The sequence below is a fragment of the Hoeflea phototrophica DFL-43 genome, from assembly GCF_000154705.2.
GTDB classification, from domain to species: domain Bacteria; phylum Pseudomonadota; class Alphaproteobacteria; order Rhizobiales; family Rhizobiaceae; genus Hoeflea; species Hoeflea phototrophica.
Window position 1 is genome coordinate 3543078 of sequence record NZ_CM002917.1, and the last position, 26925, is coordinate 3570002.

The 26925-nt window shown below is 59.3% G+C and carries 22 protein-coding genes and 1 riboswitch; of the genes, 10 read left to right on the forward strand and 12 right to left on the reverse strand.

Translation table 11 applies throughout. From position 1 onward, the window contains the following. Positions 1-367: 367 nt before the first annotated feature. The 4 genes from HPDFL43_RS16745 to HPDFL43_RS16760 form a co-directional block, all read right to left on the reverse strand. Positions 368-1126, reverse strand: a complete 759-nt coding sequence (locus HPDFL43_RS16745) for a hypothetical protein (protein WP_007198576.1) — start codon at positions 1124-1126, stop codon at positions 368-370. Positions 1127-1266: 140 nt separating this feature from the next. Continuing rightward, positions 1267-1899, reverse strand: a complete 633-nt coding sequence (locus HPDFL43_RS16750) for a tyrosine-type recombinase/integrase (protein ID WP_040449296.1) — start codon at positions 1897-1899, stop codon at positions 1267-1269. 208 nt (positions 1900-2107) lie between these two features. After that, complete coding sequence (locus HPDFL43_RS16755; protein WP_007198578.1) at positions 2108-2920, reverse strand: SDR family oxidoreductase; 813 nt, start codon at positions 2918-2920, stop codon at positions 2108-2110. A gap of 10 nt (positions 2921-2930) precedes the next feature. Beyond that, on the reverse strand, positions 2931-3800 hold the full coding sequence (locus tag HPDFL43_RS16760; RefSeq protein WP_007198579.1) for an SDR family NAD(P)-dependent oxidoreductase: 870 nt from the start codon (positions 3798-3800) through the stop codon (positions 2931-2933). 163 nt (positions 3801-3963) lie between these two features. On the opposite strand from HPDFL43_RS16760, the gene HPDFL43_RS16765 reads away from it, so the two are divergent. From HPDFL43_RS16765 to HPDFL43_RS22020, 4 genes are all read left to right on the forward strand, one after another. Then, complete coding sequence (locus HPDFL43_RS16765) at positions 3964-4854, forward strand: AraC family transcriptional regulator (protein WP_007198580.1); 891 nt, start codon at positions 3964-3966, stop codon at positions 4852-4854. A 306-nt stretch (positions 4855-5160) separates the two neighbouring features. Beyond that, positions 5161-5371, forward strand: a riboswitch (cobalamin riboswitch). A gap of 53 nt (positions 5372-5424) precedes the next feature. Beyond that, a complete protein-coding gene (locus HPDFL43_RS16770) occupies positions 5425-6108 on the forward strand; it encodes an energy-coupling factor ABC transporter permease (RefSeq protein ID WP_040450416.1) in 684 nt (227 codons plus the stop codon). Positions 6109-6649: 541 nt separating this feature from the next. Continuing rightward, a complete protein-coding gene (locus tag HPDFL43_RS16775; protein ID WP_007198582.1) occupies positions 6650-8647 on the forward strand; it encodes a S8 family peptidase in 1998 nt (665 codons plus the stop codon). Positions 8648-8999: 352 nt separating this feature from the next. Further along, positions 9000-9158 (forward strand): hypothetical protein, encoded by a 159-nt coding sequence (locus HPDFL43_RS22020; protein WP_156970315.1) that lies wholly within the window; start codon positions 9000-9002, stop codon positions 9156-9158. A 105-nt stretch (positions 9159-9263) separates the two neighbouring features. Here the strand turns inward: HPDFL43_RS22020 and HPDFL43_RS16785 are convergent, their stop codons facing one another. The 6 genes from HPDFL43_RS16785 to HPDFL43_RS16810 form a co-directional block, all read right to left on the reverse strand. Continuing rightward, a complete protein-coding gene (locus HPDFL43_RS16785) occupies positions 9264-10226 on the reverse strand; it encodes a threonine ammonia-lyase (RefSeq protein ID WP_040450418.1) in 963 nt (320 codons plus the stop codon). A gap of 124 nt (positions 10227-10350) precedes the next feature. After that, on the reverse strand, positions 10351-11250 hold the full coding sequence (locus HPDFL43_RS16790) for a cation diffusion facilitator family transporter (protein ID WP_007198585.1): 900 nt from the start codon (positions 11248-11250) through the stop codon (positions 10351-10353). A gap of 6 nt (positions 11251-11256) precedes the next feature. Further along, on the reverse strand, positions 11257-11616 hold the full coding sequence (locus HPDFL43_RS16795) for a c-type cytochrome (protein ID WP_052093224.1): 360 nt from the start codon (positions 11614-11616) through the stop codon (positions 11257-11259). Beyond that, on the reverse strand, positions 11613-13802 hold the full coding sequence (locus tag HPDFL43_RS16800; protein WP_040449297.1) for an anthranilate synthase: 2190 nt from the start codon (positions 13800-13802) through the stop codon (positions 11613-11615). The genes HPDFL43_RS16795 and HPDFL43_RS16800 overlap by 4 nt, the downstream gene beginning before the upstream one ends. Positions 13803-14111: 309 nt before the next feature. Beyond that, positions 14112-16328 (reverse strand): TonB-dependent hemoglobin/transferrin/lactoferrin family receptor, encoded by a 2217-nt coding sequence (locus HPDFL43_RS16805; protein WP_040450419.1) that lies wholly within the window; start codon positions 16326-16328, stop codon positions 14112-14114. Between the two features lie 235 nt (positions 16329-16563). Beyond that, entirely contained in the window at positions 16564-17295 is a 732-nt protein-coding gene (locus tag HPDFL43_RS16810; RefSeq protein WP_156970316.1) for a phosphatase PAP2 family protein, read from the reverse strand. 180 nt (positions 17296-17475) lie between these two features. Here HPDFL43_RS16810 and HPDFL43_RS16815 point away from each other — a divergent pair, with 180 nt between their 5' ends. From HPDFL43_RS16815 to HPDFL43_RS16825, 3 genes are all read left to right on the forward strand, one after another. Further along, entirely contained in the window at positions 17476-18252 is a 777-nt protein-coding gene (locus tag HPDFL43_RS16815; RefSeq protein ID WP_007198590.1) for a YHYH protein, read from the forward strand. A 20-nt stretch (positions 18253-18272) separates the two neighbouring features. After that, positions 18273-18998, forward strand: a complete 726-nt coding sequence (locus HPDFL43_RS16820; protein ID WP_169743263.1) for an extensin-like domain-containing protein — start codon at positions 18273-18275, stop codon at positions 18996-18998. Between the two features lie 83 nt (positions 18999-19081). Next, positions 19082-19795, forward strand: a complete 714-nt coding sequence (locus HPDFL43_RS16825) for a DUF1868 domain-containing protein (protein WP_007198592.1) — start codon at positions 19082-19084, stop codon at positions 19793-19795. Between the two features lie 42 nt (positions 19796-19837). Here the strand turns inward: HPDFL43_RS16825 and HPDFL43_RS16830 are convergent, their stop codons facing one another. Continuing rightward, the gene (locus HPDFL43_RS16830) at positions 19838-21517 is read right to left on the reverse strand and encodes a formate--tetrahydrofolate ligase (protein ID WP_040449298.1); all 1680 of its coding nucleotides are present in this window, start codon (positions 21515-21517) and stop codon (positions 19838-19840) included. 222 nt (positions 21518-21739) lie between these two features. On the opposite strand from HPDFL43_RS16830, the gene HPDFL43_RS16835 reads away from it, so the two are divergent. Then, on the forward strand, positions 21740-22297 hold the full coding sequence (locus tag HPDFL43_RS16835; protein ID WP_156970317.1) for an invasion associated locus B family protein: 558 nt from the start codon (positions 21740-21742) through the stop codon (positions 22295-22297). Positions 22298-22303: 6 nt separating this feature from the next. On the opposite strand, the gene putA is transcribed toward HPDFL43_RS16835, so the two are convergent. Beyond that, the gene (putA, locus tag HPDFL43_RS16840) at positions 22304-25420 is read right to left on the reverse strand and encodes a bifunctional proline dehydrogenase/L-glutamate gamma-semialdehyde dehydrogenase PutA (protein WP_040449300.1); all 3117 of its coding nucleotides are present in this window, start codon (positions 25418-25420) and stop codon (positions 22304-22306) included. 112 nt (positions 25421-25532) lie between these two features. On the opposite strand from putA, the gene HPDFL43_RS16845 reads away from it, so the two are divergent. Then, positions 25533-25994, forward strand: a complete 462-nt coding sequence (locus tag HPDFL43_RS16845; protein WP_007198596.1) for an Lrp/AsnC ligand binding domain-containing protein — start codon at positions 25533-25535, stop codon at positions 25992-25994. 137 nt (positions 25995-26131) lie between these two features. Further along, on the forward strand, positions 26132-26845 hold the full coding sequence (locus tag HPDFL43_RS16850) for a helix-turn-helix transcriptional regulator (RefSeq protein ID WP_007198597.1): 714 nt from the start codon (positions 26132-26134) through the stop codon (positions 26843-26845). The last annotated feature ends 80 nt before the right edge of the window (positions 26846-26925 follow it).

Sequence of the window (26925 nt, forward strand, 5' to 3'; positions counted from 1 at the left end):
CGACTGGAAATAAGGATTAACAAAACCTCATTTTTTAAGTGAGTCAATGATTTCGGACCCAAAGGTTTATGCAACGCAATGCAATATGGGCAAAAATAAAATCGACAAAAAACATCTGAAATCAAAGACATCTCCATAAATGAGGGAATATTCCCGAAAATTCGGACGATAACTGCGACAAGACCGTAAACTTGTGGCGTTTGAGTGAACCAGTTGTCGAAGGCATGTCATCCGATCGTCAGCATACTTCGACCGCGCTCTCGGTAGGTATGGGCTCTAATTGAACCTGGGCTGCTTATAGACGTAGGTCGGCTTTGGGCCGCTATGCGCAAACAGCGCTTTGTCTTGCGAACAGGGAAAAGCTCTCTCACTGAAGGGACATTGGTCGCAGCATGTCGTCGGTGTCGAGTTTGATTGCGCTGCGCCAGAGCGGGGTTTTGAACACATGACACACATGCTTGCCGCCGTCGTCTTTGCGAGTCTCCATCAGCAATCCAGCCCATTCGAGCGGCCGAAGCACGCAAGCTGAGAACGCAGCCATCTCTCGCCACCCCACGGTGTGCCAGTCTTGCGGCTCACCGTAGAACGTTTTGAACAAGGCAGCCTCGGTCGTGCCATGATCGGCTTCGACGTTAATCACGTTCATCCAGACGTCCCACTTTCCGAAGGGTCGGTTGTCAAAGCGCGCATAAGAAGCGTGATCGATCTGGAGCACAAAGTATGGGATCAACTCGGCAAACAGGTGGCCAGGGGCTTGCGCCAGCTTTGTGCCACGCTTGGTCAACCGAAACTCACCCTTGATATGGCGTCCCAGGCGCAGGGAAATCAGCAGGAAATGAAGAACCTCGACCGGGGGAAACTCATATTCATTGACTACCTTGTTGTAGCGGAACATCTCTTCTGCGCTTTTCCCTGGCCAGTTGAAATTCTCGACGGCCCAATGGACGAAAACGCGCTTAAAGGCCTTGGTTTTGGTCAGGCCGATTGATCCGTGTTCCTGCGCATATTGCAGGGTCAGGAGAGCGCCCCGAAGGAGGGGAGAATGCGCGAGATCGGGATGGTCATCGGCGAGAGTGCGGAATTCGATCATGTCAAGATGCTGCCACAGAAGGCGCTGCAGTTCCATGCTGTCAGCACAGGATGACACCACGACCCCTGAGATTCTGCACCAGTAACGAATGGCCGCATCGATGGGGCGTGCCGCAGCACGCCGGATTATGGCTGACTGTCTCCCGAGGGCCGACAAAAACGTCGGCCCTTTAACTATCAAATTTCGACAGCTTCAGAGATCGTCAGAGCATCCTCTAAATCCACGCCGAGATAGCGGACAGTGCTATCCATCTTCGTATGTCCAAGTAGGAGCTGGACGGCGCGTAAGTTGCCAGTCTTCTTGTATATCTGGGCTACCTTGGTCCGCCGCATTGAATGCGTTCCGTAGGCACATGGTTCGAGACCAATGGAACATACCCAGTTCTTGAGAAGTCGCGCATACTGGCGGGTCGATATGTGCAACCGACTATGCACTCGTCCAGGCCAAAGATGATCATGCCCACGCATTTGCGGATCATTGATCCAGTCTGCGAGCGCCTTCCTGGTACCTTCGGTAATCTCGAACCGGACGGGGGTCTTGGTCTTGCTCTGCAGAATTGAGGTTCGTTCTTTTATCGTCCCGGATGCATAGACATCCGCCACCTTGAGTTTGACAAGATCGCATCCTCTGAGTTTGCTATCGACGGCCAAATTGAAGAGCGCCAGATCGCGGACACAATTTGCCAATTCGAGGCGCACGCGGATAGCCCAGACATGCTTAGGCAGCAGTGGTCGTTTTTGCCCTATGATGCGGCCGTTATTCCAAGCCTTCTTTGAGGGTATAACCATAGGTAGGTTCGAAGCAGACATGGCGCTTTCTCCATGCCTCCCCTACCGTCCGCAGCACCAACAGAACGTTGGCCGCAAATCCTATCCATTCACGTTTGGCTTTGGCAATTTTCAATACGGCCACGTTATTGACGGCCACTGATATGGTCGTAAACGCGAAAAGGGCGGGGAGCGGACATTTGGTGCACCGGAAACCATTGCCGAGAATGCGAACGTAGCAAACATTGGCTCAGCCACTCATCAACTTCTTGATGCCACCGATGAAGGTTCCGTCATCCTGGCTCTTTCGGTCTTCCAACAGCCGTGCGGCATCCTCTCCGGCGCGGAAACGCAAACGATCTCCGTCCTCATGCGCGGCTTCCCAAATGACCTCCGCTACCGTTTCAGGTGCGGAAGGGTTTGATGCCAGCTTGCCGAACAGGCGGCCCATCGCCTCGGCGGTCGGTGCATAGTCCGAAAGGCCCTCATCCATCGCGAAATCGAAAGACCTGCCGCCGAAGTTCGTTTTGATCATTCCGGGTTCAACAATGCGCACCCGAATGCCAAGCGGTTCAAGTTCGTAGTGCAGGGCCTCTGAAAGACCTTCGACCGCGAACTTGGTGCCGTGGTACAAGGTGCCAAGGGGAAAGGTGATCTGGCCGCCGATGGAAGAGATATTGATGACCGTGCCCGAACGATTTTGGCGCATATGGGGCAGAACGGCCTTGGTTACTTCCAGGAGACCGACAACATTGGTGTCAAACTGTCGCCGAATACGCTCCATCGTAAACGCCTCAAGCGCACCGTAAGCGCCGTAGCCCGCGTTGTTGAGCAGCACGTCGATCTTACCGAACTTCTCAATGCCCGCCGCCACTGCCACCGGGATGGAGGCGGCATCGGTGACATCCAGTCGCGTCACCAGCACATTGTCCAGATCGGCAAGTGTGCTGTCTTCGGACGGAGCACGCATCGTGGCGATGACGTTCCAACCTCTTGCCTGAAAGTGCCGCGCCGTTGCTTCGCCGATGCCCGATGAGGCTCCTGTGATCAGTATGGTTTTCATGTAAGCCGCCTCAAGCGTTCAGATCGAGCATCTGTTCGATGCCGAAACTGGTGAAGATATTGCGGGTGACGTCGTGGAGCACTTCGTTGTAACGCTCGATCTCAGGGCCGACGCCGACATAGTCGACCACCGTGCGGAAGGGCTTTTCACCAAGCGGCCTGTCCAGAAGAGCGACGACCGCCTCCGCAATGCGCTCCGGCCGCTGATCGGGAGTTGCGTCGAGCATCTGGACCAGTCCGTTGCTGGACATCGCGGGCACAGCGGCGAAGTCGCCGTATTCGGCCTCGCGTGCAGCATCGTTCGGTGTCACCATGCCATCAAAGAAGGCTGTCGGCATGGCGCCGGGTTCGATGATGCAGGATTCGATCCCGAACCCTGATAGCTCGGTACGGTAGCATTCGACGATAGCTTCCAGCGCCCATTTCGATGCCGAATAGGTGCCGTAGAACGGGGTCGCAATCCGTCCGATCAAACTGGAGGTGTAGAGCACGGTGCCGCGCCCCTGCGCCCGCAGATGCGGCAACGCTGCCCGCATGACCCGTTGAACGCCCATGACGTTCACGTCGAGAACCCGTGTCATGTCCTCTGGAGACATCAGCTCCTGGATGCCATAGGAGCCAATGCCCGCATTGTTGAACAAGATGTCGAGCCCGCCAAGTTGCGAGATGGCATCAGAGACACCGCGTTCGGTGCTCGCCGTGTCGGTCACGTCCATCTCGATAATCCTCGCGCCGGCCGCTTCCAGTTCGGCAACAGTCGCGGCATTCTTTCCGCTGCGGCTGCGGACACTTCCGGCGACGACGTAGCCCCTTGCCAAGAGAGCCAGCGCCGTGGGTTTGCCGAAGCCACCTGCGATACCGGTTATGAAGACATTTTTCATCTCTGCTATCCCTTCGTGTTGATATCAGCACGATAGTCGACGCAACCGCCCTAATCTTTATGATTTGTCTTGATTTCTTGCACGATCCTCCAGATCCGGACTTTTTTGGTAATTTCGTTCGCCTTTCCATGCTATGCGTAGCGCCTGAGCAAAGGAAATTGTCATGATACGCAAGGCACTGGTCACCCGAGTGTCGTCACTGCTTGATCAATCGGGATTGCGCGAGGGGGCGCTTTTCCATGAGGACAGTGGAACACACCTTCTTCGCCACGAGGCTCCCACGGGCCAGAATCCCACCGTCTATCGGCCACTGATTTGCCTCATCCTGCAAGGTGCAAAAGAGGTTGGAACCAATAAAAGAACAATAACCGTGCGCGCAGGCCAGTCTTTGATCGTCAGCCACGCCTTGCCGGTTGTGTCACGAATTACCGAGGCAGCGCCCGATTTACCCTATGTTGCGCTGGTCTTCCCGCTTGATCTGGACCTGCTCCGCTCGTTGGCCCCGGCAGTGTTGCCTTCGTCAGTCTCGCGGGCTTCGGAACCGTTTTCAATTCACCTTTGCGACACGGACGAAGAGATCGAAGATGCACTATGGCGCTATTTCAGCCAATGCGATACCGACGCGACCCGCCGCCTTTTGGCCCCGATCACCGCCCGGGAAATCCACGCCCGCCTGCTGATGGGGCCGCACGGCGAGACGCTTCATAAACTGCTGTGGCATGAGAGCACGGCCAGTCGCATTTTTCAGGCGACGAGGGACATACAAACCCATCTCGCCAGGGCCATAGCCGTCAAGGAACTGGCCCGGGATGTAGGCATGAGCAGTTCGGCCTTTTTCGAGCAATTCAAGGCTGTGACCGGAACGTCTCCGCTGCAATACCAGAAGGATTTGCGCCTGCTCCGGGCGCGCGAAGCGCTTCAGACCTCCAGCGCGAAAGTGTCGGAGATCGCATTCGGTGTTGGATACGAAAGCTCGGCACAATTTTCGAGGGAATATTCCCGAAAATTTGGACGATCGCCGCGACATGATCGCGAACTCGTGGCACTTGAGTGAACCAGTTGTCGGCCCTGCCCTGATCAGTTTGCCGTCGAAAGCATGTCTTCCGATTGTCAGCATACTTCGACAGCGTTCTGGGTAGGTATGGGCTCCAACCGCGCCTGGGCTGCCTAAAAACGTAGGTCGGCTTTGGGCCGTGAGTGCCGGTCACCGCTAAAGATCGAGGCTATGAAAAGGGCCCGGAGCCGACCGTCGCGGCGGCCCTCTCCGCGTTCGCGCAAGGACAGTTTCAAGTCGCGCACCGCTACCAGCCCTACGGCAAAAACCGTCGTTTCTGACAATTGCAAATCTCAAACCGGCGGCGTAGCTTGCGCGGATTCGGGTTCCATGAAGGCCAAGCCTTTGGGATGAAAAGGGAACACGGTAGGGACGACCCAATAAAGGGGCCCGATCCGTGGCTGCCCTCGCAACTGTGAGCGTGAGCCGCATCCACAATGCCACTGGGGAAACCCGGGAAGGCGGATGCCGGCAATCAAGCGCGAGCCAGGAGACCTGCCCGGATTTCGGGGAAGCACAACAGCTTCCGAATTCAACCTGTCGCACGAAGGGTGCGGAAAGGATTACACCATGCATATCGAACCTGGCGTCGTTGACGGCGCAAAACTGGCCTTGAGCTATGCCACGGCCGCTGCCGCAGGCGGCCTGATGATGAAAATGTCCTGGGACACGATCCGCAACGATGGCGGCCTTGCAGCCCTTGGCATGCGCTCGGTCGTCACCACGCTTATGGTCTTCACCTTCTTTGAAGTGTTCCCGCATCACGCGGTCGGCGTGTCCGAAGTTCACCTGATCCTCGGCTCGACGCTCTATCTGTTGTTCGGCGCCGGGCCGGCGGCAATCGGTCTGGCACTTGGCCTGCTGATCCAGGGTGTTGCCTTCGCCCCCTTCGACCTGCCGCAATACGGCATGAACGTCACCACGCTTCTGGTGCCGCTCTATGCCATGTCGCTGATCGCAAAGCGCATCATCCCGGCGGGCACCGCCTACAAGGATGTGAGCTACAAGCAGGCCCTGGCGCTGTCGACCAGCTATCAGGGCGGCATCGTCATGTGGGTCGGCTTCTGGGCACTGTACGGCCATGGCTTCGGCGCCGAAAACCTGTCGCAGATCGCAGCCTTCGGCGCGGCCTACATGCTGGTGATCATCATCGAACCGCTGGCCGATCTCGGCGTCCTGGCGCTCGCCAAGACGTTCTCCGGCACGCGTAACAACCCGATGTTCCACAACCGGTTGCACGGCCACGCCGCCTGACGCAGGTCCTGTTCGCTGACAAGCCGCGCGGGTTTTCTCGCGCGGCTTTTTGGTGTGACTGCCGGCAACCGAATCAGATCCATCGGACACTTCCGGCAGACCTGAAAATGCCCGCCGCGCCTCTGAACACACGCGATAAGTGTGGCGGCAAGCTTCCGGCACACCAATACAGCGCCACCCATTGCTGGAAGCCGCGCCGCTGAGGACAGAGCGCTCGCGAAGCGCAGAATGTACTCGAAAAAACAAACATGAATCGAACATTCATGACTTTTTGAACGCATGCCCGGGATTCGCAGATCCCTGAAATCGGGCGAAATTAAAATTCCGGGAAGCCACAGTACAACCAACTTTGATTTCGAATTCTCGGAAAATAGAAAACAATATCAATGCTTTATTTAGCGTAAATCGACTTCCAAATTTTGTTTCGCTTGGGGTTTGACACACCAATAAATTGCTGACTACTATTAATGCTATCTTATGTTTTGCCAGCACTCCGTAAACAGCGTTCTTTTTGAAACAGACATGACTGGGTGGTAAACACGTGGCTTGTATTGCAATCATAGATGGTATCGTTGATGCGGAATGCAACGCATTGTCGGGTGTTGCGGTTTCGGTTGAACGGGCCATGATCCCGGATGGTTTCGACAAGCCGGATTCGCATGCAACCGAAATCGCCAGCCTGATTTTCGGAAATGGCGCCAACGGCTCTCCCGAACACAATCCCCTGACATGCCTGTCATTGCCGATCTTCTTTCATTCTGGCACCGGCTCGACGGCAGCCATGGCGTCCCAGATGGATCTGGCCCGCGCTTTGACCATTGCTGCTGAACGCGACGCCGCAATTGTCAACATCAGCGCCGGACAGAAAGCCGCCAGTTCCGAAGCCGGACGGCATCTCCAGGACGCGGTCAATCTTTGCCTGAGCAAGCGCATCCTCATCATAGCTGCCGCGGGAAATGACGGCTGCGCCTGCTTGCATGTCCCCGCCGCCATCAATGGCGTCCTTGCGGTCGGCGCGATGGATCTCGACGGCCGTCCGTTTGAGAAAAGCAATTTCGGCGCAGCCTACAAAGCCAATGGCATCCTGGCGCCGGGCGTCGAACTGCAGGTCACCGGCACCGGCAACGAGGCGTTGACCCGTTCCGGAACGAGCTACGCCACGGCCGTGGTCACACAAGTCGCCGGCCAGTTGCTGGCACAGGCCCAACGCACCGGCGTCGCTATGGACCCGATCGACATCATGTCGGTCATACTTGATAGCGCTGATGCGTGCGTTCCCGAGCAGGACGAGGATTGCAGCCGCATCCTGGCCGGACGGCTCAACATCGCTGCGGCCTTTCAACTCTTCGAGGAGCGAGCCTTTGCACGGACACCCCCACTCCCCGTTCAGCCCAGCCATCTTACGCAACCCAAACCACTGGAGGGAATTCACATGAGCGATGTACACCCGACTGCCCAAGCAAGCCCAATTGCCGCACAGCCCGCCCCGGCGCCACAGCCGGCACCGGTTATGCCGCAAGCTGCGGCAAGTGCGACTGACATGATGCAGCCCGCCGCTGACATCGGGCAGAGTGCCTGTTCCTGCCAGGACAAGAAGGAAGAGGTTACGGCTTCCACATCCGTCAGCGCGACAGTTCCCCCTGCAGCTTCCCCGGCCTTGCCGGTGGCCCAGTCCGCCTCCAACCCGCACAGCCCGACACTCTCGCAACTGAGTTGCGGCTGCGGCGGAGAGTCTGCACCGGCGATCGCCTATGCACTCGGTGCGCTGTGGTTCGACTACGGCACAGAGGCCCGTTACGACGCGATCGTTCAGCAGATGGGAAGTGCGGTGGCGGCCAACACCCCGGCGCAACTGCTGGATTTCCTGTCGGACAATCCGGAATTCGCCGGCGGTGTAACCTTCGTCCTCATGCAGGATCAAATTCCGATCTACGCGATCCAGCCGGCAGGCCCGTTTGCAGTCGAGATCTACCAGGCGCTGATCGACTCCATAAAAGGGGCGCTGGACGATGACAGCGGCATGCACCGCGTCGGCATCCCCGGCCTCATCAAGGGCACCACCCGGCTGATGAACGGCATGATCCTGCCCATGCTCTACCCCGACAAACGCGGCATGGCGGAGTGGAAGACCCAGGAATTGGTCGCCCAGGTCAGGGAATTTGCGGAGAATTCAGCTGGCGATGCACCCGCCGACGACAAGATCTTCAACTTCCTCGTCCGGGTCTATGACGAGCTGCGCAATCTGGGCGCGGCACCTCAGGAGCGGGCGATCAATTTCGCCGCCACCAATGCATTCCAGGCCGCGCGTGCTTTCAGCCAAGCCGCCCAGAAGGAGCTGGAGCTTTACACCATCAAGGTCAACAAGAGCCCGATTTGCCGGCCCGATTCCGATTGTTGGGATGTCCAGTTGCAGATGTTCGATCCCGAAAATGAACGCCGCGCCGGCCGGATCTACCGCTTCACCGTCGATGTCAGCGAGACCTTGCCGGTAACCATCGGTCCGATGCGCCAATGGTCTGCACCGCTGACCCAGATGTGATTTTCGCAAGGCGTGCCTGCCTTGCGCAATGTTTGATCAATCCATGGTGGATTGGTCTTAGCCCGAGCCCAAAGCGCTATGCGGCGGCTCACAACCAACGGAGAAGTGAACCATGAAGTCTCCCAAACAGTCTGCACCCGTCAATCGTGACGCCCTGAAGACAGCCAGCGCAGGGGTTGGCCAGTCCTGTTGCCCCGGTGGCAAGCAGTGCTACGGCGTCTGCATCTTGGGCACCTGCACCGGCATCTGCGCGTAAGCGAGCTGCCAACCAAAGAAGCGGCCGGGGGCGAGACCATCAACGCTCCCGGCCACGCCGCAAGCCGGAGACAAAGCTTCAGAAGGAACCTGTTAAATGCGCAAGCCAGTTCAAACAGAATCGATGGTGCGAGTTTTCAAACAGGTGTTGTTGAGCAAGATGGCAACGCCGGATCACGCGCAACCCAACGCCGCACCAGCCGCCGCGAAGCCGCAAAAACCCAGGGCCGCAAGCAAGAAGAAACAAGACCGGTGACAGCTTTCGCCAACCTGGTCCTCGACCAGGCGCACAAGCCCCGGAACTGACCATGCCGGCATGGCTGACAGCCTTCTGCGCTGGAAACGGTCGCGCCGAAACTGCCTAGGCGGCAAACCGTTCCAGAGCTATGCGAAACACATCCGCATCGACATTGCCACCCGAGATCGTGACGATCACGTCCCCACCTTCGATCTCGTCACCATGAAACAGCGCAGCGGCCAGGGCGACAGCGCCACCAGGCTCGGCGACAAGCTTGAGCCGGGAGAAAGCCAGAGCAACGGCATGAAGCGCCTCATCCTCGCTCACGACCAGACCCGGACCGGCCAGCCGCGAGATGATCGGAAAGGTCAGGTCCCCCGGTTGCGGGGTGATGATGGCATCGCAGAGCGAACCGGCGCGGCGGCTGTTGCTCTCGATGACGCCCGAGGCCAGGCTGCGGGCCATGTCGTCAAACCCTTCTGGCTCCACCGGCCGGACCCGCAGCCCGGGCGCGTCCGCCTCCAGAGCCAGCGCTATGCCTGACGCAAAACCGCCGCCGCCGCAACACACAAGCACATCGGCGTTGGTGACGCCCTCGGACTTGGCCTGCTCGGCGATTTCCAGTCCGCAGGTGCCCTGACCGGCGATGACCTGCGGCTCGTCAAAGGGCTTGATCAGGGTCAGGCCACGCGCTGTGGACAGTTCCGCGGCAATCGCATTACGGTCGTCGTTGGCGCGATCATACAGCACCACTTCGGCTCCCAGTGCACGGGTGTTGTCGATCTTCATTTTCGGCGCATCCGACGGCATGACGATGACCACCGGTGCACCGTGCCGGGTGGCGGCCAACGTCACGCCCTGCCCGTGGTTGCCGCTGGAAAAGGCGAGGACCCCACGCGCCCGAACATCCGGATCCATTGCCGAGACAGCGGACCAGCCGCCGCGAAACTTGAAGCTGCCGGTGTGCTGCAAACACTCGGGCTTGACCCAGACGCGCCGGCCCGCGATCTCATCGAGAAACGGAGATGTGAGAAGGGGCGTGCGCCGCACATGGCCGTCCAGCCGATCTTGCGCGGCGCGAATCATCTCGATGTCCACTGCGAGTGTCCTGTGTCGGTGAGCTGTTTGCAGGCTAGAGTGTTTTGGTGTGATTCTCCAAGGCGTTTTGCCCCAAATCCATTGTCCATGGTAGGCGCGGCTCCACCGCCCCTCACCCCAGCTGCACGCCCTCTTCCTTGGCCTTGTGCCCCGGCTCGACATGAATGATCACCTGAATGCCGTCGACCTCGCGCTTGAGCGCGGCCTCCAGCCGGTCGCAGATGGTGTGCGATTGCTCCACGGTCATGCCGCCATCGACCACCAGGTGAAACTCGACAAATGACACTTGCCCGGCCATCCGGGTCTTGATGTCATGAGCCTCGATGGCCCCGTCCGCTTCTGCCTTGATGATTTCGTGAATGCGGATTTCATCGGCGGGATCGATGGCCTGATCCATCAGGCCGCCGACCGACGCGCTGATCACCTTCGAACCCTGCCAGAGCACATTGATGGCGACAATCAGCGCCAGCAACGGATCAAGCCGCGGCTGGTCGAACATGATCGCCAGGATCAGTCCCGCAATCACACCAACGGAGGTCACAACATCTGAGAGGATATGATGACCGTCGGCCGAAAGCGCCGGAGACCGGTAGCGCCGCCCGGCCCGGATCAGGACAAAGGCCCAAATGCCGTTGATGACAGCGGCGCTGCCATTGATCGCCAGACCAAGGGCGGGCGCTTCGATCTGCATGGGCGCGATCAGGCCGCCAATCGCCTCATGCACGATCAGCAGTGCCGCGACCACGATCAGCACGCCTTCAAGCACCGCGGAGAAATACTCGGCCTTGTGATGGCCGTAGGGATGCCCGGTATCGGCGGGTTTTTGCGCGTAGCCGATGGCGATGAAGGCCGCCAGCGCCGCAATCACATTGACGGTGGATTCCAGCGCATCGGAATAAAGCGCGATCGAGCCTGTCAGAAACCAGGCAACGAATTTCAGGGCCATGACCCCGAGCGCCAGCGGGATCGACCAGAAGGCGAGCCGCCTTACCGTTCTTGCGCGATCAGGCATGGCCGATCAGCCCTGCAGCGATGCGATATAGGCGATGATCGCATCCACCTGTTCGGGTGTGGCGATGAATTCCGGCATGTCGGGATGGCCGGAATAGATGCGGCCATCGGAAAATGCCTCCTCGAGCGCATCCATGGGAAAACTGTCCGACAGCATCCGGAAAGGCGGCGCGGCCACATGTGGGCTGGCGTCTGATTGCCCGACGCCATGACAATCGCCGCAATTCACCTCGACCAGGTCTCGGCCGGCCTCAATCTCATCAATGGGCTGCGCCAATGCCGGGGACAGGCTCGCCGGCATGCAGAGGATGCAAACGCCAAGCATGGCAATTCCAAAAACCGTTCCCATCCTGAACATTCGGGTCATGCTGCCCTCACCTTCGATTTGCGCGTCAGGTGCGCCACCACATTCTCGATCATACGCATTCCTGCGTCCTGGCCCAGCGTCATGATCGATTCAGGGTGGAATTGCACCGCCGCCACCGGTTCGCTCTCATGCTCGATCGCCATCACCACCCCGTCATCGGTCTCAGCCGTGACACGGAATTCCCTCGGCAATGTGGCATAATCCGCAAAGATCGAATGATAGCGCCCCACAGTCACCTCCTTGGGCAGACCCGAGAAGATGATCCCGTTGGCGGACACCCGGATGCGCGACGGCTTGCCATGCACCGGAACCGCGAGCTGACGCAGGCTGCCGCCATAGCTTTCAGCCAGCGCCTGCAGCCCGAGGCAGACCCCGAACATAGGAAGCTCGCGGGCCCGAAGTGTCTTGATGGTCGAGGCGCAATCAAAGTCCTTGGGACTGCCCGGTCCGGGCGACAGCACCACCAGATCGGGTGAAATGCGATCCAGCATCTCGTCGGCAATGGGTGCGCGCACGGTCGTAACCTTGGCCCCGGTCTGACGGAAATAATTGGCCAGCGTGTGCACGAAGGAATCTTCGTGATCGACGATCAGGATCGACACCCCATCGCCAACCCGCACCGTCTCCCGGCCGGTCGCGCCTGCATTGCCAAGCCGCGCGTCGCGGATTGCCGACAACATCGCCGAAGCCTTGAGTTCGGTCTCCGCCTCTTCCTCCTCGGGATTGGAATCAAACAGCAGCGTCGCCCCGGCACGGACTTCGGCAATGCCGTCCTTGACCCGGATGGTTCTCAGCGTCAGCCCGGTGTTCATATCGCCATTGAAACCGACCATGCCGATGGCGCCGCCATACCAGGCCCGCGGGCTTTTCTCGTTGTTTTCGAGAAACCGCATCGCCCAGAGCTTCGGCGCACCGGTCACCGTCACCGCCCAGGCATGGCTCAAAAATCCGTCGAAGGCGTCCATGTCATCGCGCAAACGGCCCTCGATGTGATCGACCGTGTGAATGAGCCGCGAATACATCTCGATCTGGCGCCGGCCGATCACCTTGACCGAACCCGGTTCGCAGACCCGGCTCTTGTCATTGCGGTCGACATCCGAGCACATGGTGAGCTCGGATTCATCCTTCTTCGAATTGAGCAGCTTGAGGATCTGTTCTGAATCCGCGATTGCGTCCTCGCCGCGCTTGATGGTGCCGGAGATCGGGCAGGTTTCGATGCGCCGGCCATTGACCCGCACGAACATCTCGGGCGAGGCGCCGATCAGATATTCCTGGTTCCCCAGATTGATGAAAAACGAATAGGGCGAGGGATTGATCGCCTTCAGCCGCCGGCTGATTTCGGAAGGCTTGGCGTCGCAGCGCTCAAAGAAGGTCTGGCCCGGCACCACCTCGAACAGATCGCCGCGCTTGAAGCTTTCCTTGGCGCGCTTGACCAGTTCCGCATATTCGCCGGGCGTATGATCGCCCTTGGCCGGAATGTGATCCGCCGGTTTGAAGTCTTCCGGCACGATGGCCGCGTCGCGCCCTTCTGTGCTGACATCGCCGGCGGCGAAATCATAGCGGTCAATCCAGGCTTTTGCCGCGTGATTGTCCACCACAAGGATTTCATCGGGCAGATACAGCATCAGATCGCGCTGGTCGTCTGGCCGGTCAATCTTCAGCGGGACGGAATCAAACTGGAACGCCAGATCGTAACCAAAGGCGCCATAGAACCCGATATTGCCGTCCTCGTCCGAGTGGAACAGATCGACGATCACCCGCAGCACCGAGAACACCGTCGGCGCACGCGAACGCTCCTCCTCGGAAAACACCCTGTCCGGCTCATGCACATCAATCTCGGTCTTGCGCGGTGTGCGGGATGAAATGGTGAAGTCATCCTGACCGGCGAGCTTGACGTTCAGGATCTCCAGCAGCGCTTCGCCACGCCCATTATAGGCCTCGATGGTCAGTTTGCGGCCGCGCGCTGAGACGCCAAGTGGTGGATCGACGATCGCCGTATCCCAGCGGGTGTAGCGGCCCGGATATTCATAGTTTGAGGAAAATACCGCGCCACGGCGGCTGTCGAGCGCGTCGATATAGTCTGAAATCGCATCGCCGTAAGGTGTTTCGCGCCGCCGCCGCGTGATCGCCACCCCGCCGCGGGTTACATAGCTTTCGGCGCTGTCAAATGTTTCGGTCATAGCCATCTCATTCCCCTGTTTCCGCCCCCGGGCCGATGCCTCCAGTGGACGTAACAAAAAAGCCGCCTGGAGGTCTCCCGGGCGGCTTGTTGATCTACAACGCACATGCGTGGTCAGCGCCGCCGAATGCGGGTCCACCACCAGTTCATGTTTGCTGCGCAAGTGCTCATGGGTGTTTCAATAGCGGTGAATAGGATTTTGGGCAAGCCTCTTGCAAGCAACAGATTGCACCGATTGCAGCCGTTGCTTCGCAAACCAAAAATCCCCCGCGCCACGCGCAATGGCGGCACGGGGGACATGATTGCAATAGCGGGCCTAGAACCGCTGGGTGATCGAGACCTTGAAGGAGCGGCCGGGCTCCGAATAGTACTCTTCCGGCTGGTTCATGGTCACGTCGCGCAGGCTGACAGCATCATAGTAGGTCTCATCAAAGATGTTGTAGACCCCTGCCTGGACGCTGAAGCCATTGAGCTTTTCCGGCTTCCACCAGGCGGTGGCGTCGACGATACCATAGCTCGGCGCCTTGAAGTTGGCCGTCGAGTTTTCGGACACGGAAGCAACGCCGATCCAGTTGACGTTCGCCCCCCAGGTTTCTGTTGCATAACCGGCACCGATAACCGCTTTGAACGGGGCGACGGAACCAAGCACTTCACCGGTGTCCCGGTCGACGCCGCGGGCGTAGGCCAATCCACCGTTCAGTGAGAAACCATTGTCAAACTGCTTCTCGATGCTGAATTCCGCACCATAGATCTCGACACTGGCGCGGTTGATGCTCTGTGTCACACCGAAGGGATAGGTTCCCGGCGCAATCCCCAAAGCAGTCTGCTCGGCAGTCGAAAGGGACCGCGTATCGATGAAGTTCTTGTAGCGATTGTAGAAGGCCGTCGCCCGTCCACGCAGGCTGCCATTGTCGTAGGTTCCGCCGATTTCAAAGCCGTGGCTGGATTCAGGGTCCAGATCCGCATTGCCAATGCTCAAATAGGTCCCGGGAGCACCGTAATCCAGATAAAGCTCGGAGGCTGTCGGCGCGCGGAACGCCATCGCCCACTGTGCGAAGACATCAAATTCAGATGTGACCTCATACTTGCCGAGAAGCTTTGGCGAGAACTGATAATCGTCCTGGCCTGCGGGCAAACCGGTGTAATTCGGATTTACCTGATAGGCCGCGGTATCCTTTGGCGAATGGTCGTACCAATCGAAACGGATGCCCGGCGTCAGCGAGAAGCGGCTGTCTCCGATGGTGATTTCATCATCGATGTAAATTCCGAATTGGGTGGAATCGACATCCGGCATGTCAGCCTGGTTGGTGTGCAGGAAGTTGCAAGTGAAGCTCGGCGCGGTCGCGCAGGAATCCTGGCCGGAGGAGTACTGCGACGTGGTCCCGGTCGAGAAATTACCGCCCACGGTGAACTTGTGGCTCAACCCGCCCAGTTCCAGCGTCTTCTCACCCAGGCCGGACAGGCCATAGGACTCGTTGGTGACTTCGCTCAGCCGCGAGTATGGCCCGATCACGGAGGTGTAACGAGAACCGCTGGTGCCACTCGAGCGGCGAAGCCGCTGCCAGTAAACAACGGCGTTGGCTGTGTCGAAGAACGAAGCGTCATCGGCTGCTTCGTAATTGTAGTCGAAGGACAGCCGTTCGCGCCGTGTCCCCTCGGAGCCCCACCAGTCGCCAGGCCGGTAGTTTCCGGTTGGTGTCTGCTCGGACATCAGGTCGGTGTCCGTGTCGATGTCATAGCGTTCCGCGGTCAGGCCGAATGTGTGACCGCCTTCGGTCGCCTGCCGCAGCTTGAACAGCAAATTGTTCTCGTCATAGTCAGCCGGATTGGCTTCCGTCCGTGTCGGACCATAACCACCGACATTGCCATTGCTCTCGGTCTCGTTGCCGGAGCGGTAACCGCCCTGGAACAGGACAGAGCTGTTGCCCATGCGCGCGGCAATACCGGCAAAGCCACTGATGCTCGAGTCCTTGCTGTCATAGATGGACCGCAGATAGCCGCCGGTATCGCGACCTTCCTGGATCAGGTCTTCGGGCTCAAGGGTCCTGAGAATCATGGCGCCGCCCAGCGCCCCTGAACCGCCGCGGCTCGAATCGCCGCCGCGCACGATGTCGATGGCTTCAAGAGAGTTGAAATCGAAGCTGTTGATGCCGCCGTCCGCACCGCGGGCCCCGTCCTCAAGATAGGGAATCTGGATGCCGTCGATCGCAGTGAGCACCCGCGCGCCGTCAAGACCGCGGATGTTGACACTGCCATTGCTGCTGTTGAAGCCAACTCCTGGCTCAAGCCTGCGGCCAAGATCCTCAATGCTGGTGATCTGGGCGTTCTCGATGTCTTCGCTGCTCGTCTCGGTGGCAAGAGGGGTGTCGGCAACCCCGGTGGCATCTTCGCCGCCACCGCGCACCTGCAGCCTTTCCAGAACGGTGGTGGAGGACCCTTCTGAGGCGTCCTGGGCGTGAGCCAGTGGAACGAGTGTGAAAGCGGCAAGCGCACTGCCAGCCATTAAAGCGTTGCGAAGTCTTCCGGCAACCATGATCGGATCCTTTTTCAATGATCTATGGCTGGCTGCGGGAAGAAAGCGCCCGGGTGGCTGGCTTGAATTACGAGTTACATCCGGCGCTTTCACGCGCCTTGTTTCTGCCACATAAAAAACATGACAAAAGAAGTCAACATATAATTAACACGGAAGCCTGTTGTAAACCGGAGTCATCATCACCGCCCGTCAAGGCCGCAGACGTTGCGGCTTGGGATGCCTGAAGGCATCTTTTTCATCCCGCATCTGCTGTCTTGCTGCGCGTGAGAAAATGCACAATCAGCCAGGACAGGCTCGCCCATGCAGCGCCGAGCGCCCAGCCGGCGGCGACATCGCTCGGCCAGTGAACGCCGAGATAGACCCGGCTGACACCAACGATCACCGCAACCAGAACCGCCACCGCGAGCACGTATAAACGCGCCCTCCGGCTTTCAAGAAACCCGATCACAATGGAAGCCAGGGTGAGGTAGGCGACCGTCGTCACCAGAGCATGTCCGCTCGGGAAGCTCAGCGTGTGAACCGTGTCGAGATGATCGACAAGGTCGGGGCGCGGGCGGCCATAATACTGTTTGAGCGTCTGACTCAACAGCGCGCCGCTGCCAACCGAAAGCACCGCATAAAGCGCAGCCCCATAGCGCTCGGTGACAAAGAAGAACCCGGCGACCGCTGCAAAGGTCAGCACAATCAGCGGAAATCCGCCGATTGCCGTGATCTCGACCGCGGTTTCCTGAAGCCATGCCGGACCCAAAGGCTGCGACGGGTCGCCCGCACTCCTGAGGCTCAAAAACAGCCATTCGTCAATCTTGCGAAGTTCGCCCTCGGCCATCTCATCGGCAATTGCGATGAAGGCAAAGACGCCCAACGTCAGCACCGCAAACAAGGCAACCGGCAACCGGTGTGCAGCGCCGTTCCTCACGCCGCGGACCAGCCAGTCAGTGAGTCGGCGCAGTACGGGTGATGCTGTCATGTGTAAAAACGGTCCTGTTTTAAAATCCGAAAACCCGGTGCGCTTGCAGCTTGCAGGTTCCACTCCGGCATCCCGCGGCTGCATGACAAAAGCGTAATCAATCGGCAAGGCCGCGGAAAGGCTGGATCTGCCAATTTCGAATGGTCAAATCAAGACAAACAAACCCAATGGGGAAGCATCATGAACCAGCTCGGTACCAACCTGCTCATTGTCGGCGTCACGGTCGCAGGGATCGCCGCAAGCGCCTTTGCCGCGCAAGCCGCCTCCGGCTCAGTCGCCATCACCAAGAGCCGCGGCGAGATCTGCATGGTCTCCAACGGCCTCCCCGACCACGCCACGGGCTCCTTTCCCAATGCCGGAAACCCGCATCAGATATCGGCACAGGCAATAGAAGTTTGCGTGCCGCAAGATCCGATCAAGACCAGCAAGGCGACTGAGCTACGCGGATCGAGCGGTTTTGCGCTCAATGGCGTGATGATCAGGCCCGGCACCGCCGATTATTACGACCCCTCCTCACCACGCGGTTTCAGCCGGGACAGATCCTCAGGCTGGAAACTCGACGGGATGGGAGCTGGCCTGATGCTCGGACTTGATCAGAACAACGCCCACGTCGATCACCGAGGCCTTTATCACTACCACGGACGCCCCAACGGACTGCTCAAGGGCAGCAACAAAACACTGGTGGGCTTTGCAGCTGATGGCTTCGAAATTCACGACATTGGAGCCAAGGCCGTGCCCGGCTACACACTCAAACCCGGCAACCGGAATAGCGGCCCAGGCGGCCAGCATGACGGCACCTATGTTCAGGACTGGCAATACACCGGCGGTTCAGGCACCCTTGATAAATGCAATGGCGGCATGCTGGACGGCAAGTTCGTTTACTTCGTCACCGACAGCTATCCCTATTTTCCCCATTGCGCCTGGGGTAAGGTCAGCAGAGATTTTCTCAGGCCCTAAAACCCGCCGGGACCATGCGATTGCAGCACTCGATTCTTGTTCCACTGATCGTCATGGTTCTGGCCGGAGCCGAACTCACCGCTGACATCCCGATCCCGGTCCCAAAGCCCAAGCCTGTGGCCGAGACCGGCACCCCTGAACCAGCCGTCAAGGCAAGCCCACAGGTAACGATCACGGCACCTGAGGGTACGGAGGCTGCTCTTCGAAGCTGCGAAAGCGAACTGGAAACGCTTGGCGTTGACTTTGAAAGACTTGAACCGGTCACCGGTGAAAACGGATGCGGCATTGCAAGCCCCTACGCCATCACGGCAATCGCTCACGGCGTCGCCCTGAAACCCGCCACCGAGCTGCGTTGTGAGACAGCCCTGTCACTGGCGCGATGGGTCAGAGATGTCGCTGTACCGTCAGCACGGGCACTTCCCGGCAGCCCGCGCTTGCGCACAATCAACCACGGGTCCACCTATGTCTGCCGGCGGCGCAACAACCTGCCCACCGGCAAGATGTCGGAACACTCCATCGGCAACGCCATCGACATAGTGGGCTTCGAGTTCGAAGGCCGCGAACCGATTGGAGTCACACCACGCACCGGCAAGGGCTCCTTCGAAGAGGCCTTCCAGCGCGCGGTTCGCGCCGGGGCCTGCCTGCATTTCACCACCGTGCTGGGCCCCGGCGCCAACGCCAGCCATGACGACCATCTCCATTTCGACATCGCCAGGCGCAGAGGCGGCTACCGGCTGTGCCAGTGAATGAAAGCCAACCCACAGGCTCTGTCATCTACGGTTCACACTGGAGGCCTATTGCCCGAATGCGAACTCAATCCTGGTGATCCATGCACGACGACCCAAGACCCGACTTCCTTCGAAATTTCTGCGGCAAAGGCCAAGGACCCAAGCCTGAAAGGCTGGGCATCAGACTTGACGAGAGCGGCACATTTCTGTCCGAACCAGGCAACACCGTGGTCTGCCATGTCGTGCCGGATTCTCCCACGCAAAGGGCCATGATCAAGGTTCGCGATCGTTTGCGCGAGCTGGATAGAAACGGTCATTTTGCCTGGACACCCGTGTCGAGCTATCACATGACCGTTTTCAACGGTGTGATTGAAAGCCAGCGTGAACAAGATCACTGGCCTGCGGAATTGGCGCTTGAGGCCTCAATCGCAGACACCACGCATTATCTGATGCCCCGCCTGACCGGCGCACGGCCGGCCGCGCCTTTCAGCGTCAAGCTCGACCGGATTACGCCGTTCGGTCTTCGGGTTTCCGGCGCAACAAGCGGTGACCAGGAGATCATCAAGGATTTCCGCGAGCGGCTTGCTCAGCGCTTCGGATACCGCAAGCCAGACCATGACAGCTATGGCCTGCATCTCACGATGGCCTACATTGTCCGCTGGCTGCCAAGCGAAGCGGTCGAGACCTATCTGCCGGCCCTGCAGCAGATGACCGCCGCGTTTCAGGCCGAGATCCCGGTCCTGGAGCTGGGCCCCGCCGATTTCTGCACCTTTGAGAACATGAACCATTTCGAACCGGTGCTCAGATTGAGCTGAGAACCGGCTCGAATTCCAGAATCAAACACCTAGGGTCAGGACCTAGAACAGCCCCTCGATCTGCCCCTGGTCATTGAGGTGGATCTTTTCCGAAGATGGAACCCTTGGCAGTCCTGGCATGGTCATGATTTCGCCGGTGATGACGACGATGAACCCCGCACCCGCCGACAGCCGCACTTCGCGAACCGGCACCGTGTGGCCCGATGGCGCGCCTCGCTGATTCGGATCGGTCGAGAACGAATACTGCGTCTTGGCCATGCAGATCGGCAAGTTGCCGTAGCCCTGGGCTTCCCATTGCTTGAGCTGCTCCCGCACGGATTTCTCCGCTGACACCTCGCCTGCGTGGTAGATCGATTTGGCGACGGTTTCGATCTTTTCAAACAACAGCATCTCGTCGGGATAGAGCGGCGCGAAATTTGCCTCGCCCGAATCCGCCAGTTCCACCACCTTGTGGGCGAGATCCTCGATGCCTGTCGAGCCCTGCGCCCAGTGCTTGCACAGGATCGCTTCGGTTCCCAGCGTCGCGACGTAATCCTTCACCGCCTGGACTTCCGCCTCCGTGTCAGTGACGAAGTGGTTGATCGCAACCACCACCGGTATGCCGAATTTCTTCACGTTCTCCACGTGACGGCCGAGATTGGCGCAGCCCTGCTCGACGGCCGCAACATTCTCGGCAGCCAGATCATCCTTCTTGACGCCGCCATTCATCTTCATTGCCCGCACAGTGGCAACGATCACCGCCGCATCGGGCTTGAGACCGGCCTTGCGGCACTTGATGTCAAAGAATTTCTCGGCCCCCAGATCCGCTCCGAAACCGGCCTCCGTCACCACGTAGTCGGCAAGCTTCAGAGCCGTGGTTGTTGCCACCACTGAGTTGCAGCCATGCGCAATGTTGGCAAACGGCCCGCCATGCACGAAGGCCGGATTGTTTTCGAGCGTTTGCACCAGATTGGGCTGCATCGCGTCCTTGAGCAGCACCGTCATCGCGCCATCGGCCTTGATGTCGCGGCAATGGATCGGCGTCTTGTCGCGGCGATAGGCCACAACGATCGACCCCAGCCGCTGCTGCAGATCATCAAGGTCCTTCGCCAGGCACAGGATCGCCATCACTTCCGATGCGACCGTGATGTCGAACCCGGTCTGGCGCGGGAAGCCGTTGGCGACGCCACCAAGACTGACCACGATGTCCCTGAGCGCCCGGTCATTCATGTCCATCACCCGCCGCCAGACCACCCGGCGCGCATCGATCTCCAGCTCGTTGCCCCAGTAGATGTGGTTGTCGATCATCGCCGAGAGCAGATTGTGCGCGCTGGTGATGGCGTGGAAATCGCCGGTGAAATGCAGGTTCATCTCCTCCATCGGCACAACTTGCGCCATCCCCCCGCCGGCTGCCCCGCCCTTCATGCCGAAGTTCGGCCCCAGCGAGGCTTCGCGGATGCAGATCATGGCCTTCTTGCCGATGCGGTTGAGCCCGTCGCCAAGCCCCACCGTGGTGGTGGTCTTGCCCTCGCCCGCAGGCGTTGGGTTGATCGCGGTGACCAGGATCAGCTTGCCGTTGGGCTTGTCTGACTGCCGTGAGATGAAGTCTGCTGACACCTTGGCCTTGTCGTGGCCATAGGGCACCAGGTCCAGCTCCGGGATGCCAAGCCTGGCCCCAATCTCCATGATCGGCTTCTTGTTCGCCGCCCGCGCGATCTCGATATCGGATTTGTACTCGGCCATGATGTTGTTCCCTCTTCCCGAACTGGCCCGCATCTCCCGTGCGGCCTTTGGGGATGGATAGAAACAGAAACTGTGGCCGATGCCTACATGAAACGGGACTCGCAATGCGCCAATTGCGACACCTCACCCCGATCCTTCGATCTCAACAATCGCAAACACGTGATGGCGTGTGATTTGCCTCATGAATTTTAACAGCCAATACTGCCGCACATGAGAACGACATTGAACCTATTTGCCGCCCTGATGATGATCGCCAACCTGGCTGTAACAACGGCTTGGGCACAAAACACGCCTGACGACTGGAAATGGGTTGTGGACCACTTCAAGACTTTTGGAATCTGGGAGGTGGCCTGCGATCACCGCGAACTTGACAAGAGCCGTGGAGAAGAGAAACGGTGCTATCTCAGAGTAGTGGACGTTTACGCCCCGCGCCCCGACTTCGGCGCAGCTTTCTTGTTTGTCACCCGCACTTCGGGTGAAGGACTCCGCTTCGATTTTAGCTTTGAAAAGGGAACGGAATTCGAGGCTGGCGGGTTTGCAGTCATTCAAGACAACACCAATACATTCGGTTTTGAGCCTGCCCGTTGTGAAGCCGGAGCGCGATGCCTGATTCAGGGCAACGAAGCCGAGCGGTTTGCCGTGAGCCTGTCCGATGACGCCCATCTTCGGCTCGCATTCCTGGACAGATTGGGACGCGATTGGGAGCGGACCTGGACCGGCCAGGGCTTTGCCGAAGCGCTTGCCGATCTGACCCGTGAAAGCGAAAAACGCGGGCTGTAACAGCCCTCACCCGTCACCCATCGCAATCAGCCCGGCATTGCCGCCCGCCGCCGCAGTATTGACCGAAACCGCCTGCTCGACCGCAAACCGCATCAGGTAATGCGGGCCGCCGGCCTTGAAGCCGGTGCCTGACAGGCCCGACCCGCCGAACGGCTGGGTGCCGACCACGGCGCCAATCATGTTGCGGTTGATGTAGACATTGCCGGTGTCGAGCCGGTCGATGACCTTCCGCACGGTTGCCTCGATGCGCGAATGGACACCGAGGGTCAGGCCGAAGCCGGTGGCGTCGACGGCATCAAGCACCGTATCAAGCTTCTTGGCCTTGTAGCGCACCACATGCAGCACCGGTCCGAATATCTCACGGTCAAGTGCTGCCGCATCCTTGAGCTCGACGATATGCGGCGCAAAGAACAAACCCGCTTTCGGCGCCTCGCCGGCATAGACCAGCTTCTGGCTCTTGCTGATCGTTGAAACATGGTCAGCCAGCATGTCGCGTTGGGCTTGATCGATCACCGGCCCGATGTCGGTCGAGGGGCTGGCAGCATTGCCAAGTTTGAGCTCGCGCGCGGCCCCCTCGATCATCTCGAGCATGTGATCGGCGACATCGTCCTGGACAAACAGCAGCCTGAGCGCCGAGCAGCGCTGTCCGGCGGAGCGGAAGGCCGACATCACCACATCGTCGGCCACCTGTTCGGCCAGCGCGGTGGCGTCGACGATCATCGCGTTGAGCCCGCCGGTCTCGGCAATGAAAGGCACGATCGGTCCATCCTTGGCGGCCAGCGTGCGGTTGATGGCACGTGCCGTTTCGGTCGAACCGGTAAAGGCCACGCCGCCGATCTTTGGATGCGAGGTCAGTGCCGCTCCGACATCGCCCGCGCCTGGCAGGCACATCAGCACATCCTTGGGCACGCCCGCCTCGTGCAGCAATTGCACGGCTTCATGCGCGACCAGCGGCGTCTGTTCCGCCGGCTTGGCGATCACCGCATTGCCGGCGGCAAGCCCCGCCGAGACCTGGCCCAGAAAGATCGCCAGCGGGAAGTTCCAGGGCGAAATACACACGAACACGCCACGCCCACGCCAGCCGAGCCGGTTCTCCTCGCCCGTTGGCCCGGGCATTGGAACCATCCCGCCAAACATCTCGCGCGACCGCGCCGCATAATACCGGAGAAAATCAACCGCCTCGCGGATTTCGGCAATGCCATCATCAAGCGTCTTGCCGGCTTCCGCCGAGAGCAGCGCCATGAACCGGTCACGGCGCTCCTCGAGCAGATCGGCTGCCTTGTCGAGAGCGGCGGCACGGCGCTGCGGCTCCATGCGGGACCAGCTCCTGAATCCCTTGAGAGCCGCGTCAATGGCCTTGTCGACGTCCTTGGGATCGGTGAAACGCACCGTGCCAACGATGTTGGAGGGATCCGATGGTGAGGTGATGTCCTGAACCTTGCCGCCCGTCAGACCCGGTGCCAGCGGCCCCGCCTCGACACGCGCCGTTGAGCGTTCCATCCCGGCAATCAGCGATTCCAGCTGGAACCGGTCGCCGAATTCGATGCCGCGCGAATTCGCCCGGTCGGGATAGATCGCCAGCGGCAGCGGGATCTGGCTGTTGCGGGCGGAATGGCCCTCGCTCAGGCCCAGTTTCGCATCCGGCCGCACCAGAAGATCCGCGACGGGCACCTTGCGGTCGCCGGCAACCGCCACAAAGGAGGAGTTCGCCCCGTTCTCCAGCAGACGGCGCACCAGATAGGCCAGCAGATCACGATAGCCGCCCACCGGCGCGTAGATCCGGCACGGCACCCGATCATTGCTCTTGTTGAGGCTCTCATAGACGACGTCGCCCATGCCGTGCAGCCGCTGGAATTCGAAGCCGCTGCGGTCCTGGGCCATTTCGATGATGGTGGCGACGGTCAGCGCATTGTGGGTGGCGAATTGCGGGAACAGCACGTCGCGCAGATCGAGCATCTGCTGCGCGCAGGCGAGATAGGACAGGTCCGTCGCAGCCTTGCGGGTAAAGACCGCATAGCCCTCGAGACCGCGTTCCTGGGCGCGCTTGATCTCGGTGTCCCAATAGGCGCCCTTGACCAGCCGCACCATCATCCGCCGGCCGTGTTTGCGGCACAGGCCGGCAATGTGATCGATCACCTGCGGGGCACGCTTCTGATAGGCCTGGATTGCCAGGCCAAACCCGTCCCAGCCAGCCAGGGACGGATCTCCAAAGGCCTGGTCGATCACATCGAGCGAGAGCTCCAGCCGGTCGACCTCTTCGGCATCGATGGTAAAATTGAGATCATGCGCCTTGGCCATCTGCGCCAGGCGGACCACGTCCGGCACCAGTTCGGCCAGCACCTGATCGCGATGGGTGGGGAGGTAACGCGGGTGCAGTGCCGACAGCTTGACCGAGATGCCCGGGCGGTCAGGCAGCTTGCGCCCGGCAGACACCTTGTCCGCCGACTTGCCGATGGCCGCAATCGCATCGGCATAGGATTTGAAATAGCGCTTTGCGTCAGCCAGGGTCCGGGCCCCTTCGCCCAGCATGTCATAGGAATGGCGATAGCCGCGGGCTTCATTCTTGGCGGCACGGCCAAGCGCATCCTCGATGGTCTCGCCAAGCACGAAATGATGCCCCAGAAACCGCATTGCCTGACGGGTCGCACTGCGCACAGTGGGCATGCCCATGCGCTTGACCAGGCCCCGCATCACACCTTCAGGCGTCTCACCGGGCTTGATCACCCGTGCCGACATGCCAAGCGCCCAGGCGGATGCGGACACAAACCATGTATCGCCATGGGTCTCATGCTCGCTCCAGCCGCCTTCCTTGAGCTTGTCCTCAATCAGCCTGTCCTGCGTCAGCGCATCGGGAACCCGAAGCAGCGCTTCCGCCAGCACCATCAGCGCCAGGCCTTCACGCGTCGAAAGCCCGTATTCGCGCAGAAAGTCGTCGACTCCGCCAATCTGACCGGACTCCGCGCGGATCGCGTTGATCAACGTTGAAGCCCTGGCATCGATCGCCTGATTTTGCGCCGCGGAAAAGCGCAGTTGCTCGCTAAAACTGCGGATCAACCGGTCATCATCCGCCGCGTGCGGCGCGTGAAATGCGGTCAGGCTATGGCTTGTGCTTGCGTCGATCATTGCGCTCTCCCGTGCATGATCCATCTTATCGCTTGCCCGATGGTTTTTCTCGCTATATTTTTCGTCATAGCTCCCAATTATCTCTACAAGAGATCGGTTTTTTGGTGAATAAATGAAGACAATTGATCGAATTGACCGCAAGATTCTCCGCGCTGTTCAAGACGATGGCCGGCTGACCAACCTCGAACTGGCCGAAAAGATCAGCCTGTCGCCGACCGCTACTGCGGAGAGGCTGAAACGGCTTGGACGTGATGGCTACATCACCGGGTACATGGCACGTCTCTCAGCCTCCATGCTTGACCGCGGCATGCTCGTCTTTGTGGAGGTCAAACTTGACCGCACCACACCGGATGTTTTCGACGCATTCGCGGATGCCGTGCGCAGATCCGACGATGTGATGGAATGCCATATGGTGGCCGGCGGCTTTGACTATCTGGTCAAAGCAAGAGTAAAAGGCATGGACGCCTACCGGGCTTTTCTTTCTGATGTGATCCTGTCGCTCCCGGGTGTTCGTGAAACACACACTTACCCTGTCATGGAGGAAGTAAAGAGCACTGGGAAAATACCAGTTTGAGTTTTAGTATTCTCTAATAAATCTAGTTGTCGTACCTAAGTTTGCTTCATTTGGAAAACATCCGGGCGCTATGTGGCGCTTCGAAGCAAATGGCGATAGTATGAGACGGCGGAAAGATCTATGATGGATTGCTGTGAATGAAATTCAACGAAGACCTTTTTCAGAGGTTGAAAACAGCAACGACGGAACACGAGCTCGCGGTCTCGCTGCAGGCATTGACATCTGAATTCGATTTCAGATTCTTCTCGATCTTTGACATTCCTGCGACCTTCAGCGACCGTTTGTCCAAGCATATAAGACTGTCCAATCTGCCCTCCGAATACATCGAGGAATACGACTCGCTCAACCTTTTGAGCAACTCGTCAGTCTTTGCCATGCTTAGGCAGTCAACCGCACCAATGACGCGGTTCCTTGATCTTGCCGTCAAGGAGCGGCCGACCGAGGAACAGCAGGTCATGAGGGCGGTGTTTGAAAAACATAACATGACGATGGGCGTATACTTCCCCGTCCATGGATCCAATGGCCGCCGGGCAGCGATGGCTTTTTATGGAACTCGCCCCGCATTGTCCTTCGCAGAAACCGGTGTACTGGGTCTTTGCGTGCTTCATGCCTTTGACGCCTATTCCAAAATGACCAACAAGACCGGCACAAAGGCCAACGGCATAACCACACGCGAACTTGAGGTCCTGCACTGGGCGGCCAACGGAAAAACCTCCACAGAAATCGCGGCGATCCTGTCCCTGTCAGACCATACCGTCAACACCTACATGAACAGCGCCATGCGCAAGCTCGACTGCGTCAACCGCACCCAGCTTGTTGCCAAGGCGCTCAGGCTTCACCTGATCAGCTGACAGTCTGACGCAGCCACGTTCCCATCGCCGCAGAGCCGCGCATCCGGTTGAACGCACCATCCGGGGAACCCGCATCAAAT

What these genes read in the sequence shown, in the direction of transcription:
- HPDFL43_RS16745 (WP_007198576.1), bottom strand. Translation starts at nt 1,126, where the DNA reads ATGGAACTGCAGCGCCTTCTGTGGCAGCATCTTGACATGATCGAATTC.
- HPDFL43_RS16750 (WP_040449296.1), bottom strand. Translation starts at nt 1,899, where the DNA reads ATGTCTGCTTCGAACCTACCTATGGTTATACCCTCAAAGAAGGCTTGG.
- HPDFL43_RS16755 (WP_007198578.1), bottom strand. Translation starts at nt 2,920, where the DNA reads ATGAAAACCATACTGATCACAGGAGCCTCATCGGGCATCGGCGAAGCA.
- HPDFL43_RS16760 (WP_007198579.1), bottom strand. Translation starts at nt 3,800, where the DNA reads ATGAAAAATGTCTTCATAACCGGTATCGCAGGTGGCTTCGGCAAACCC.
- HPDFL43_RS16765 (WP_007198580.1), top strand. Translation starts at nt 3,964, where the DNA reads ATGATACGCAAGGCACTGGTCACCCGAGTGTCGTCACTGCTTGATCAA.
- HPDFL43_RS16770 (WP_040450416.1), top strand. Translation starts at nt 5,425, where the DNA reads ATGCATATCGAACCTGGCGTCGTTGACGGCGCAAAACTGGCCTTGAGC.
- HPDFL43_RS22020 (WP_156970315.1), top strand. Translation starts at nt 9,000, where the DNA reads ATGCGCAAGCCAGTTCAAACAGAATCGATGGTGCGAGTTTTCAAACAG.
- HPDFL43_RS16785 (WP_040450418.1), bottom strand. Translation starts at nt 10,226, where the DNA reads ATGATTCGCGCCGCGCAAGATCGGCTGGACGGCCATGTGCGGCGCACG.
- HPDFL43_RS16790 (WP_007198585.1), bottom strand. Translation starts at nt 11,250, where the DNA reads ATGCCTGATCGCGCAAGAACGGTAAGGCGGCTCGCCTTCTGGTCGATC.
- HPDFL43_RS16795 (WP_052093224.1), bottom strand. Translation starts at nt 11,616, where the DNA reads ATGACCCGAATGTTCAGGATGGGAACGGTTTTTGGAATTGCCATGCTT.
- HPDFL43_RS16800 (WP_040449297.1), bottom strand. Translation starts at nt 13,802, where the DNA reads ATGGCTATGACCGAAACATTTGACAGCGCCGAAAGCTATGTAACCCGC.
- HPDFL43_RS16805 (WP_040450419.1), bottom strand. Translation starts at nt 16,328, where the DNA reads ATGGTTGCCGGAAGACTTCGCAACGCTTTAATGGCTGGCAGTGCGCTT.
- HPDFL43_RS16810 (WP_156970316.1), bottom strand. Translation starts at nt 17,295, where the DNA reads ATGACAGCATCACCCGTACTGCGCCGACTCACTGACTGGCTGGTCCGC.
- HPDFL43_RS16815 (WP_007198590.1), top strand. Translation starts at nt 17,476, where the DNA reads ATGAACCAGCTCGGTACCAACCTGCTCATTGTCGGCGTCACGGTCGCA.
- HPDFL43_RS16825 (WP_007198592.1), top strand. Translation starts at nt 19,082, where the DNA reads ATGCACGACGACCCAAGACCCGACTTCCTTCGAAATTTCTGCGGCAAA.
- HPDFL43_RS16830 (WP_040449298.1), bottom strand. Translation starts at nt 21,517, where the DNA reads ATGGCCGAGTACAAATCCGATATCGAGATCGCGCGGGCGGCGAACAAG.
- putA (WP_040449300.1), bottom strand. Translation starts at nt 25,420, where the DNA reads ATGATCGACGCAAGCACAAGCCATAGCCTGACCGCATTTCACGCGCCG.
- HPDFL43_RS16845 (WP_007198596.1), top strand. Translation starts at nt 25,533, where the DNA reads ATGAAGACAATTGATCGAATTGACCGCAAGATTCTCCGCGCTGTTCAA.
- HPDFL43_RS16850 (WP_007198597.1), top strand. Translation starts at nt 26,132, where the DNA reads ATGAAATTCAACGAAGACCTTTTTCAGAGGTTGAAAACAGCAACGACG.